The organism is Micromonospora sp. WMMD980 (assembly GCF_029626035.1).
Taxonomy (GTDB): Bacteria; Actinomycetota; Actinomycetes; order Mycobacteriales; family Micromonosporaceae; genus Micromonospora.
This window is the reverse complement of record NZ_JARUBE010000003.1, coordinates 5,194,754-5,206,632: the sequence shown is the minus strand read 5'-3', so window position 1 is coordinate 5,206,632 and position 11,879 is coordinate 5,194,754. Positions and strand designations below refer to the sequence as shown.

At 72.5% G+C, this 11,879-nt stretch carries 9 protein-coding genes; all 9 read left to right on the top strand.

Features of this window, described 5'->3' with window-relative positions; genetic code table 11:
* Positions 1-1,451 precede the first annotated feature (1,451 nt).
* The 9 genes from O7618_RS24475 (at position 1,452) to O7618_RS24435 (ending at position 11,820) form a co-directional block, all read left to right on the top strand.
* A complete protein-coding gene (locus O7618_RS24475; RefSeq protein WP_278108470.1) occupies positions 1,452-1,835 on the top strand; it encodes a pilin in 384 nt (127 codons plus the stop codon).
* 2 nt (positions 1,836-1,837) lie between these two features.
* Complete coding sequence (locus O7618_RS24470) at positions 1,838-2,758, top strand: conjugal transfer protein TrbL family protein (RefSeq protein ID WP_278108468.1); 921 nt, start codon at positions 1,838-1,840, stop codon at positions 2,756-2,758.
* On the top strand, positions 2,755-3,714 hold the full coding sequence (locus O7618_RS24465) for a PrgI family protein (RefSeq protein ID WP_278108467.1): 960 nt from the start codon (positions 2,755-2,757) through the stop codon (positions 3,712-3,714). Before O7618_RS24470 ends, O7618_RS24465 begins: the two co-directional genes overlap by 4 nt.
* Positions 3,711-5,498 (top strand): DUF87 domain-containing protein, encoded by a 1,788-nt coding sequence (locus O7618_RS24460; RefSeq protein ID WP_278108466.1) that lies wholly within the window; start codon positions 3,711-3,713, stop codon positions 5,496-5,498. The genes O7618_RS24465 and O7618_RS24460 overlap by 4 nt, the downstream gene beginning before the upstream one ends.
* Before the next feature lie 50 nt (positions 5,499-5,548).
* Complete coding sequence (locus O7618_RS24455) at positions 5,549-8,017, top strand: DUF87 domain-containing protein (RefSeq protein WP_278110135.1); 2,469 nt, start codon at positions 5,549-5,551, stop codon at positions 8,015-8,017.
* Positions 8,018-8,274: 257 nt separating this feature from the next.
* Entirely contained in the window at positions 8,275-9,198 is a 924-nt protein-coding gene (locus tag O7618_RS24450) for a replication-relaxation family protein (RefSeq protein ID WP_278108465.1), read from the top strand.
* 543 nt (positions 9,199-9,741) lie between these two features.
* Positions 9,742-10,539 (top strand): hypothetical protein, encoded by a 798-nt coding sequence (locus O7618_RS24445; protein ID WP_278108464.1) that lies wholly within the window; start codon positions 9,742-9,744, stop codon positions 10,537-10,539.
* 162 nt (positions 10,540-10,701) lie between these two features.
* Entirely contained in the window at positions 10,702-11,115 is a 414-nt protein-coding gene (locus tag O7618_RS24440; protein ID WP_278108463.1) for a hypothetical protein, read from the top strand.
* A 132-nt stretch (positions 11,116-11,247) separates the two neighbouring features.
* On the top strand, positions 11,248-11,820 hold the full coding sequence (locus O7618_RS24435; protein ID WP_278108462.1) for a hypothetical protein: 573 nt from the start codon (positions 11,248-11,250) through the stop codon (positions 11,818-11,820).
* Positions 11,821-11,879 lie beyond the last annotated feature (59 nt).

Genomic DNA, 11,879 nt, shown 5'->3' with positions numbered 1-11,879 from the left:
TCGATGCCGGTGGTGTGCGGTCGGCCGGCGAAGGTGGCCATCGGTCGACTGACACCAGGGCCTGCTCACCGTGTCACAGGCGATGACGGGCGTGCATGCCGCTGCCCACTTTCACCGGTCGCGCGGCGGCGGCGCCGCGCTGCCCGCGTGCTGACCTTCGCCGGTCAGGCCGGCACGTCACGCAGCGACAGCGCCGCATCCGCGCACATTGATGACGTTTCTTCGCGGCAGGGCACCTGAGTTGGGCTTTGACATTCTTGGCCGCGTGCCCTCCCCGCCGAGGCGGTGGCGTCACGACGTGTCCACGGAGCCCGACGGCGGCGCGCCGGTCACGCCGTCCGGACGGGCGCACCACGTCCGCCCGGACGCGCCAGTGGACGGTGTCCGGACTGCCGTCGCCGACGCGACCTGGACACGGCGCCACCATCCCATGACATCGAAAATGACGGATGCCTGTGACAGGGTGCGGCGGGTCCGGGATGTGGATGCCGGGTGCACGGGGATGGCCGTCGCGGCAGGTGCCGATGATGCCGGGCACGGCGTGCCAGTGACACTCGTGCGGGAGCCCGCCGCTGGCGGTCGTGGCGCCGCTCGCATCGGCCCTTGATCGTCACGGCGCCGGGCAGTCGCGCGGATCCTCGCACCCCGGCGGTCCGGCCGGGGACACCTGGGCGGGTCTCGACGCCTTCGCCCGCGCAGGCCGGCCGAGTTCGATTGTCTGGCCTGACACGACCGCGACGGCGAGGGTGGCCTCTCACCGATGAGGGTGGATCCGTCGTCCCAGCGATCAGGCGAGGTCAGCGCCCTCTTCAGGCGCCGCGATGCCACCAGCAACGGCCGCCGCCTGCGTGCTTGTGAGCGCAGATGCTCAGCTCAGCGGGTGTGTGAAAGCCGGGGCGGGGCGGCGTGGTGAGTTGCCAGGAGTGCAGCGGACGGTCGTGGGAGTACCCCGCCGACGGCGCTGGCCCCGCCGCGGCGGGTGGCGTCGGCTCGCGCGGGCCTGCCGCCGTTAGTAAGGCCACCGCCCGTGCCCGTGTGAGCGCGTATCCGCAGGTCATCGGCGGTAAAGAATTGGACGGCCGGCGCGAGCCGTGAGCGGACGTGAGTTGCCGTGAGTGGGGCAGGTGTTCGCTGGAGCACACAAATGCGGCTTTATAAGTGCGAGACCTTTGCGCACGCCGACCGGCGTCGGCGGAGGGTTCCGCCCGCCGCCGCAGGACGGGGGCCCTTCGATGGGTCGGTCGCGCCTGACGCTACGGACGTTCCCGGGTGCCGCGCAGATCGGTGCGCTGACACCTCATCGACTACACCGCTACCCGACAAGGGAGGACGTGCTCCTCCTGGGGACGACCGGTGCGTCGTGACGTCGTCCACACCCGTTCTGCGGCGGCGGTCCACCCCGTCCACCCGATGACCGCCCCGCACTCCGCGGGGCCGGAGGTGACCGTTTCATGTTCCGCGTCCTGGCACACGCGCGTGCCCTCATCCACTGTCTGAGCCTGCGTCGGGTCGGCCGCGTCGCCGCGGTGACCGGTTCGGCGCTGCTATTCCTGTCCGTGCCCACCGCCGCGAACGCCGACACGGGCGTGCCCGCGTTGGCAGTGAACTCCCTACCGGTGGTGATCGCCAACCTGCGGCTGTGGCTGGTCGGCATCCTCGCCGCGCTCGCCACCCTGTTTCTCGTTCTCGCCGGCGTCTACTGGGCCACCGCCGGCGGGGACCCGGCGCAGGTCGACCGCGCCCGAGGCGCCCTGCGCAACGCGCTGATCGGGTACGGCCTCGCCGTGCTCGCCCCGGTCCTGCTGGAAGTCGTCCAGGGCATCGTCGGAGGCTGACCGTGAGCTTCGTCCTCGGCCAGATCCTCGACTGGCTCACCACCGCGATCCTCGCGACCTTCGACGCCCTGCTCGGGGTGATCAGCAGCGCGCTGCTGATCACCCCGAACGTCACCGGCCTGCCGCAGGTGCAGGCCCTCACCGGACGTTCCGTGTGGGTCGTGGACACCGTGTTCGTCCTGGCCTTCGTCGCCGCCGGCGTGCTCACCATGACCTCCGGCGGCGACGAACGCTCCCGCTACACGATCAAAGACCTGCTGCCCCGCCTGATCGTGGCGTTCGTCGCCGCCCACTTCTCCCAACTGTGGTGCGGCATGCTCATCGAGCTGGCCAACGCTCTCACCGCGGCGCTGACCACCGGCAGCGGCGACCACGACGGCGCGCTGCGGGCGGTCAAAACCCACATCGCCGCGGGGCAGGACAAGACCGCGGCGCTGCTGTTCGTGATCTGCGTGGCGATCATCGCCGTGCTGCTCGCCGGCACCGCGTTCAGCATGATCGTCCGCTTCGCCGTCGTGCTGGTCCTGACCGCCGCCGCGCCCCTGGCGCTCGCCTGCCACGCATTGCCGCAGACCGACCCGCTGGCGCGAATGTGGTGGCGCTCCTACGCCGGTGTCCTGGCGGTGCCGGTGGTGCAGGGCTTCACCCTCTACGCCGGGCAGTGGATGCTCACCGACCCGGCGCACCTGCTGCCCGTTCTCGGCCTGCCCGTCGAGCCCGGCGGAGTGCTGAACCTGTTCGTCGTCATGGTCATGCTCTGGACCACCCTGCGGGTGCCGCACATGATGCGCCGCTACGTCAGCGCCGGCAACAGCGGCGGCGGGGCCAGCATGATCGGCGCCGCGGTGCGGGTGATCGTCGTGCAGCAGGCCACCCGGGCGGTGCCCGGCCTCCGACGCGGTGTGCGGGCGGTGACCCGATGAACGCCGACACCCAAGCGAACGAGGCGGGGCGGGCGCGGATGCCCGCCGACGTCGACGCGCCCGACAAGGTCGCTTACGGGTTGACCTTCCGTCAGCTCGCGATCCTCGCCGTCGCCGCCCTCGGCCTCTACGGCGCGTGGCGGGGCCTGCACACCATCGTGCCGGCGCCGGTGCTCCTCGGTGCCGCGGTGATCGTCGGCGGTCTCGTGTTCGGCGTCGCCGTCGGCCGCCGTGACGGCCTGCCGCTGGACGTGTGGCTGCTCGCAGCCGTCCGGCACGCCCGCGCCCCTCGCGCCCTGTCAACGACGGACACGGCGTCGATGACGCCGGACTGGGTGCAGACGCCGGCGAGCCGGGTGATGGTGCCGGCGCCGCTGAGGCTGCCCGCGGACGCCATCGACGACGGCGGGGAGATCCACCTGGGCGGCACGCGAGCGGCGGTGGTCGCCGCGACTAGCGTCAACCTGGCGCTGCGCACCGCCGGTGAGCAGGCAGCGCTGGTCGAGGTGTTCGGCCGCTGGCTCAACAGCCTGTCCACCCCGACGCAGATCGTCGTGTCGGCGCAGCCGGTCGATCTACGCTCCGCCGCCCACGCTGTCACGCAGGCCGTGGAGCAGATGGCGCATCCAGCTCTGGCAGACGCCGCGGCCGACCACGCCCGCTTCCTCGACGACCTGGCCACCCGCCGCGACCCGCTGCGCCGCCAGGTCCTCATCGTCTCGCGCGCCACCGCCGGCGAGCGGGGCGAGCACGCGGCCCGGCGGAGCGCGGACGACACCGCCCGCACCCTGTCCGGTCTCGGGGTCACCACCCGCGCGCTGGATGCGGCGGCGGTCACCGCGGCGATCGCCGCCGCGGCCGACCCCTACCGGCCCTCGCGCCCCGGCGGCCTCGCCGCCCCGGACGCCGTTATCACCGGCCCCACCACGCCACGACCAGGGAAGGGCTCCCGATGAGACTCCGCAGCCGATCCCGCGCCGACACCGGTGCCCGCCAGCGTTCGTCGCTGGCGGGCACCGTCGCTCCCGCCGCCGTGGAGGTGACGCCGCGGATGCTGCGCGTCGGCGACGGCTACGCCGCGACCCTCGTGGTCACCGGCTACCCCGCCGAGGTGGGCCACGCCTGGCTGGAGCCGCTGCTGTCGTGGCCGGGCCGCCTCGACCTGGCGCTGCACATCGACCCGCTACCCGCCCCGATCGCAGCGACCCGGCTACGCAATCAGCGTGCCCGCTTCGAGTCCAGCCGCCGCTCTGACCACGCCGCCGGCAAACTCACCGACCCGAGCACCGACGCCGCAGCCGAAGACGCCGCCGACCTCGCCGGGCGCCTCGCCCGCGGGCAGGCCAAACTGTTCCGCGTCGGCCTGTACCTGACCGTGCACGCCCGCACCGAAGACGAACTCCTCACCGCCTGCGCCCAGGTGAAAGCAGCCGCCGCGTCCACGCTGATCGAGGTGCAACCCGCGACCTGGCGGCACCTCGCCGGCTGGACCACCACCCTGCCGCTGGCGACCGATAGCCTGCAGATGCGCCGCACAATGGACACCCAGGCACTGGCCGCCGCGTTTCCCCTCGCCTCTGCCGACCTACCCGCGCCCCTGCCCGGCGACCCAGCTGCCGAAGGCGGCGTGCTCTACGGCGTCAACCCCGACTCCCAGGGCATCGTGTGGTGGGACCGCTGGGCGCAGGAGAACCACAACAGCATCGTGCTCGCCCGCTCCGGCGCCGGGAAGTCCTACTTCGTGAAGCTGGAGATCCTGCGCAACCTCTACCAGCAGGTGCAGGTCGCCGTCATCGACCCCGAAGACGAATACCTCCGGTTGGCCGACGCCGTCGGCGGCTCCGTCGTACGCCTCGGCGCACCCGGCGTGAAGATCAACCCCCTCGACCTGCCGGCCGGGGACCGCCGTCCCGACGTGCTGACCCGCCGCGGGCTGTTCCTACACACCCTCATCGGTGTGCTGCTCGGCCAGCAGCCACCGCCGGCCGAACGCGCCGCCCTGGACCGGGCGATCCTGGCCGTCTACCGCAACGCCGGAATCACCGCGGACCCCGCCACCCACCACCGGCCCGCCCCGCTGCTACGCGACCTCACCGCCTGCCTCGACGCCGACACCGACCCGGCGTCGGGGCAGCTCGCCGCCCGCCTCGCCCCGTGGGTGCACGGCTCGTTCTCTCAGCTGTTCGACGCACCCTCCACCATCCGCCTCGACGGGCACCTGGTCGTGTGGTCACTGCGGCAGCTTCCCGACGAGCTGCGCACCGTCGGCACCCTGCTGGCCCTCGACGCGATCTGGCGGCGCGTCGACGCCCCCGGCCAGGCGGCGACGCGCCGGCTGGTCGTGGTCGACGAGGCGTGGCTGCTCATGCGCGACGGCGAAGGCGCGAAGTTCCTGTTCCGCATGTCGAAGGCCGCCCGTAAACGCCACGCCGGGCTCGCGGTGGTCACCCAGGACGTCGCCGACGTCCTGGGCACCGACCTCGGGCAGGCCGTCGTCGCCAATGCCGCCACCCAGGTGCTGCTCAAACAAGCCCCCCAGGCCATCGACGCCGTCGGCGACGCGTTCGGACTCACCGCCGGGGAACGGCGGCTGCTCCTCGCCGCCCGCGTCGGCACCGGCCTGCTCATCGCCGGCGCGAACCGGACACGTTTCGAGGCGATCGCCTCCGACACCGAACACCGCCTGGCGACCACCCGTCCGCAGGACCTCGCCGCGCTCACCGACGAGGAGGAGCTGTGACCCCGTCCCTCACGCACCTGCCCACCCCCAGCTCCGGCCCGACGCCGAGCGTGCCCGGCATCGCGCCGCCCGCCGGGCTCACCCGATGGGTCCTCGACGCCGCCGGATGGGCGGCGGCGCGGCCGTGGCTGCTCGCCGTCGCCGCCGGCGCGCTCATCGGCTCCATCGCCGCCCGCAACCTGCACGCGTCATGGCGGCACCGCCGTCACGCCGACGGCGCCCGCCTGATCACCATCGCACCGCCCCCAGAGGTCGACCCGCGCAGCAGCGCCGCCCTATGGGCCAACCTCGCCGGCACCCTCACACCCTCGCGGCGCCGCCGAATCCTGTACGGCTGCCCGCACGTGGTGTGGCAGTACACGTGGACCGGGCGGCGGCTGCTGATCAGCGTGTGGGTGCCCGGCACCGTGCCACCCGGCGCCGTGGAGGCCGCCGTGCGCGCCGCGTGGCCCGGCGCGGCCTGCACCACCGATGACGACCCCGGCCCGCCGATCTCCGCCGACACGGCCGCCGTGGGCGGGCACCTGCTGCCCGTCGCCGCCGAGTGGCTGCCGCTGCGCGACGACCACGACACCGACCCGCTGCGCGCGCTGATGTCGGCCGGGTCGAGCCTACGCGCCGACGAGCACGCCTGCGTGCAGATCCTCGCCCGCCCCGCCGCCGCACGCCGCGCCGCACGGGCCCGCCGCGCCGCCAGACGGCTACGCGACGGCAAGACCCCCCTGCCCACCATCAATCCGGCCGCGCCGCTGCTGTGGCTCATCGAGGCGTTCCTACCCGGGCGCCCCTCCGGCACCAGTCGCGCAACGCCGGCGGCACGGCGGGACCCGAGCGTGGAACGCGATGTGCGCGCCATCCTCGACAAGAGCGCCCACCCGCTGTGGGAGACCGCCGTGCGCTACGCCGTCGCCAAGGACACCGGCCGCGCCAACACCGACCAGCGGCCCCGGCTGCGCGGCCTCGCCGACACGATTGCCTCCGCGTTCGCCGTGTACTCCGCCCGCAACCGACTCACCCACCGCGCCCGCATGCCCCACCCGGTCGCGGTGCTGGCACAGCGGCACCTCGGCGCCGGGTTCCTCACCAGCGCCCCCGAGCTGGCCGCGCTCGCCGCGCTACCCCAAGACCTCGCGGTGCCGGGCCTGGACCGGGCACGCGCCAAGTCCATGCCCGCCCCGGTCGCCGTCACCACCGGCGGACGCGCAGCGAAGGTCCTCGGCGACGCGCAGATGGGCGGGCACACCGTCGGCCTGTCCGTGCCGGATTCGAGGTATCACCTGCATGTGATCGGCTCCACCGGCTCCGGCAAGACGACCCTGTTGGTGAACATGGCCGTCGACGACATCAAAGCCCGCCGCGGCACCGTCGTCATCGACCCGCACGGCGACCTCGTCCTGGACATCCTCGACCGGCTACCCGCCGACGTCGCCGACCGGGTCGTGCTGTTCGACCCCGACCAGCCCAACCCGCCCACCATCAACCCCCTCGAGGGCGACGACCACGACCTCGTCGTCGACAACCTCGTGTCGATCTTCGGCAACATCTTCGCCAAGGCGTGGGGGCCCCGCATGGACGACGTCATGCGGGTGGCCTGCCTGACCCTGCTGCGCCACGCCAACGTCACCCTGCAACACATCCCGCCGCTGCTCAACTCGGCGCAGTTCCGCTCCGCGATGACCGTCAACCTCGACGACCCGGCCGGCCTGCACGGCTTCTGGCAGTGGTATGACGAGCTCAACCCCGCCCTGCGCTCCCAGGTCATCGGCCCGGTCCTCGCCCGGCTGCGCTCCTTCCTGCTGCGCGACTTCGTCAAACGCACCATGCAATACCCCAAGTCGAGCTTCGACATGGGCAATGTCCTCGACGGCGGCGCCCTGCTCGTGCGCATCCCCAAAGGTCAACTCGGGGAGGACACCAGCAAACTGCTCGGGTCGCTGATCCTGGCGCAGGTGTGGCAGGCTGCCACCGCCCGCGCCCGCCTCAACCCCGATCAGCGCCGCGACGCCACCCTGATCATCGACGAGGCGCAGAACTTCCTCACCCTCGCCAACAGCCTCGACACGATGCTCGCCGAGGCCCGCAAGTACCGGCTATCACTGGTCCTGTCGCACCAGGACCTCGCCCAGTTCCCGAAAGACCTCCTCGCCGCCGCGTCGGCCAACGCCCGCAACAAGGTGTACTTCTCCTGCGCTCCCGAGGACGCCCGCGTCCTGTCCCGGCACACCCTTCCCGAACTCGACGAGCACGACCTCACCCACCTCGACGCCTACACCACCGCGACCCGCCTGGTCGCCGACGGCCGCCAGACACCCGCATTCACCATGCGTACCCGCGCCCCGAAGCCCGTCGTCGGCGAGGCCACCGCTATTCGGGAGGTGGCCGCGGAGAAGGTCCTGCCCCAGGACAAGAGTGCCATCGACGCCCTCGTCGAGCAGTACTCCCGTCCGAAGAAAGACGCCGCCGACGCCCGTGGGGGCGGTGCGTCCGACGCGGAGCGGGCTCGCCGGCAACGCCGCTGACCCTGCTACCACTCGACCGAGTCACACCCTCGCTCCGGCGACACCCTCGCCCAGGTGAGGGCTTCGGTAGCACCTTCGCTGCGGTCTTCGCCGCGCCTTCACCACCCCTAACCGCCGTCGCCGCTGATCGCGCCAGCCGGTCGGCCCGTCACCGCAGCACGCCGCCGGTGACCACCGCCGCTCAGCGGCGGTGACAGTTCCAGACTCCCTCCTGAAAGGAGGGGGATTCCTCTCTACTCTCCCTGAGGAGAACTCCCATGTCCCGCCACTCACCCACTCCCGAACCCGACCCGTCCGACCCTCGACCCACCCCACCTCCTCGCCGGCTCAGCAAGGACGAGCGGCTGGCCCGCCTGCGGCTGCTGACCCTGCGCGACCACGACCTGCTGGACTGGCTCGCCGAGCACTACCTGCTCTCCGCCGACCAGATCGCCGCCGCCCTGTTCCCCTCGAAACGCTCCGCGCTGCTGCGCCTGGCCGCCCTACACCGCTACGAGGCCGTGCACCGCTTCGGGGACCTCCGAACCGGCACCGACCAGTACCTCTACACCCTCGGCCCGCTCGGCGTCGACGTGCACCCCCGCGCCTACAGTGACCCGCTGCGGCCTGATGCCCCCGCCCCCCGCACCAGCGTGGAACGCGCCCACCGCATCATCGGCAGCGGCCGAATGAACCACCTGCTCGGTACCAACCAACTCTTCATCGACCTGCACGCCTACACCCGCGCCGACCCCGACGCCACACTCCTGCGCTGGTGGTCCGAGCAGCACGCCTCCGCCGCCTACGCCATCGCCGGCGTGCGACCCGACGGCCACGGCATCTGGCGCGCCGCCGGCCGCACCGTCGGCTTCTTCCTCGAACACGACAACAACACCGAGCCGCTGCGCACCGTGCTGGGCAAGCTGCGCGCCTACGAACGCCTCGCCCAGTTCGGACCCCGCTACCCGGTCCTGCTGCGCGTGCCCAACCGCCGACGCGAAGCCAACCTCCTCGACGCCCTCGCCGGCGTGCCCACCGTCATGCCGGTAGCCACCGGCCTGCACCACGAACACCCCGCCGGGCCCGCCTGGACCCTCGCCTCCGACCCCGGCTCACGCCGCTGGCTGCACGAGCTGCCCAGCGACCACGGCCCCGACACCGCCACCAACCCCCACCACTTCACCGACCCCGACGACGGCTGACCGCCCGCCGGCTCGCTCACAACCGCTCACACCGCAGGTCACCCCGCCCGCCCGCCACCACCACGGCCAGGGCGGGGACGGCCGCAGGCCGGGCGGGTGTGGGCGGGCCCGCCACTCACAACGACTCACACCGACCCACACCGCGCCGCCCTCACCGACAGTTGATCTCTCACACCGCAGGTCAACCCGCAAATCCGGCGTGAACGGCGCCTGCTGGCGTTGTGAGTGCGAAGGGCTACCGTTTCGGCACTAACACAACCCCATATATCGCTTCACCCGGTTCGGTCCCACCTCCCAGGATCATCGCCGCACCCACCCGGTGCGCCCCGCCCACCCGCTCACGCCGGTCGGCAGCACACCGCGCGGCGACCCCCGAGGTCGCACCAACCACCCCGCGCCACCGCACCACCTCCCGACCCGCTCCACGCACCCGGTGGACACGGTCAATCCCGCACATCCCTGCTCCGTCGATCACCCGACCCACGTACCCGGTGGGCCGGGCCACCGTCGTGCCCCCACGACGCCAACCCTGAAGGAGGCTCCATGTCCAACAACAACGGCACCGCGCTGACCCGCCACGGCAGCCGCGTGCAACGACTCACCGCCCGGGCCAACACGCCCCAGCAGAGCACCCCGCGGCCCCAGGTCGTGCCGCAGGCTCTCATCCGCCAGATGATCGTCTGCGTCAGCGACGACCTCGCCGCGACCCTGCACACCGGCGTGCGCAACCTGGAGCGCCACTTCGGCGTCTCCGGCACCAGCTGCCGCCGCCTCTGGGCGTCCCCGGCTATCTGGGCGTGGCAACGCCGCCAGCTCATCGACGCGCAGAAGGCCAAGACCGGCCCGCAGTGCTGCGCCGGCGGCCCCATCCGCCTGCTCGACCTCACCGGCATGCGCGAAGGCGCGCACGTCAGCGCCATGCTGCGCCACCAACAGTGGAACCACGTCGTCGCCGGCACCCGCCCCGCCACGCCGTGGCCGGTGTTCCTGCAACGACACCTCAGCGACCCGTCGGACTACCCACTCGACGTCGCCAGCGCCGAGTTCCACCGCCAGCCGCGCGTGCACGCCATGCGCCTGCACAACGCCGCGGCCACCACCGCCGGGCAGCTCACCACCGACGACCTGGAGATGTTCCAGGCCGGCGCCGCCGCCTACGCCAACTACCGCGCCCTCTGGGCGCTGTGCACCGACGCCCTCCTCACCGAGGACGGCACCCAGCTGACCCCGGCCAGCGCGTACCTCGCCGACCGGATCACCTACCTGCACCAGGCGTACCGGCACCTGCAGAACCTGCACCACACCCAGCAGATCTTCGCCATCGACCTGCAAACGCCGTAGCCGCAACCTCGCACGGCCACCAACCCCCGGCAACCCCGGGGGACCACACGATCTGCCCGCACCCCGCGGCAGATCAACCGGACGGGTCAGCACACCTCACCTCGATACCTGAGGCAGGTGTGCTGCCCGCCGGCCCACCCCGCACCTAGTGGAAGGAGCAGCATGTCCCGCTTCCTGTACTTCGACCTGCCCGCCGTCGCCGCCCACGCCCAACACGCCGTCCTCTGCGACTGGAACATTCACACCCGCCACGGGGCCAGCGACAACGGCAGCGCCGAACCGGCGCTGCGACTGTTCCGCCTCCGCGGCATGGCGTGGCTGGCCAGCAACGGCGGCGACGCCCTGCACGACCCGATGCCCTCGATGGCCCTGGCGCGCAGGTCACTGACCGCGCCCGGCGTCCGCCTGCCCGACAGAGCGGATGCGTGGGGCCTGCCGCTGCTGCACGACAGCGAGGCGCAGCTGATCGACCTCATCAGAGCCGGCCACACCGACGGCGCCACCGTGTTCGTGGTCGACCCGCACACGCTCACCGCCGGCGTCGGCCGCCAGCGTCACCTGCGCTCCCGCACCTGACACCACCCCCGCGATCGCACGGCACGCCCACCCCTCTCCATCCCGAGGGACAACGGGCGTGCCGCTGCGGCGCCAACGCATGCCAGCGCAAGCAGTCTCCCACCCATCCCTGAACAGACCTGGAGGAAGCCCATGCAGCCCGAGCACCGCGGCACCCTCGTCGTCAAGGCGCTCACCGCCGTCGAAGCCCTCGCCGAAACACGCGGCTGGGGCAACTTCCCCGAGGTGCTCGCCCTCATCGACGCCACCGCCCACACCAACGTCGGCAGCGTCGACGTCGAGGAACTTCCGATCGACGAGGACGTGTGGCGGCTGCTCGCCGTCCCCGGCAGCCGCATCACCCTGCCGTACTGGATCGGGTTGGAAGCCGTCACCGACACCCTGACCACCGTCAGAGCCCCACAACTGCGGGACTGGACCCGCGCGCAGATCGGCCCCGTGATCGCGATGGCGTTCCTCGCCGAAGGATTCGACACCAGCGACGCCGCCCACCGCACCGCCACCGCCCGCGGCCTGCCCGTCGACCCCGACGGCGTCCCGGTACGGGCGATCAGCGCCTACGACATCGACGGCCGCTTCTACCAACTGCTGCGCCTACGCGGAGCGCAGACCGTCCACACCACGGCCGATGATCCCCACGTCCGGGCATCGGCCGGCTCCATCGCGGTGAACCTACGACGCCTGCTCACCGCGGCCCGCACCTGAGCGCAGGGTCGCCGCCCGCCACGAGCGCACAAGCCGAGGCCGCGAAGGGTTTCTCGCGA

What these genes read in the sequence shown, in the direction of transcription:
- O7618_RS24475 (WP_278108470.1), top strand. Translation starts at nt 1,452, where the DNA reads ATGTTCCGCGTCCTGGCACACGCGCGTGCCCTCATCCACTGTCTGAGC.
- O7618_RS24465 (WP_278108467.1), top strand. Translation starts at nt 2,755, where the DNA reads ATGAACGCCGACACCCAAGCGAACGAGGCGGGGCGGGCGCGGATGCCC.
- O7618_RS24460 (WP_278108466.1), top strand. Translation starts at nt 3,711, where the DNA reads ATGAGACTCCGCAGCCGATCCCGCGCCGACACCGGTGCCCGCCAGCGT.
- O7618_RS24450 (WP_278108465.1), top strand. Translation starts at nt 8,275, where the DNA reads ATGTCCCGCCACTCACCCACTCCCGAACCCGACCCGTCCGACCCTCGA.
- O7618_RS24445 (WP_278108464.1), top strand. Translation starts at nt 9,742, where the DNA reads ATGTCCAACAACAACGGCACCGCGCTGACCCGCCACGGCAGCCGCGTG.
- O7618_RS24440 (WP_278108463.1), top strand. Translation starts at nt 10,702, where the DNA reads ATGTCCCGCTTCCTGTACTTCGACCTGCCCGCCGTCGCCGCCCACGCC.
- O7618_RS24435 (WP_278108462.1), top strand. Translation starts at nt 11,248, where the DNA reads ATGCAGCCCGAGCACCGCGGCACCCTCGTCGTCAAGGCGCTCACCGCC.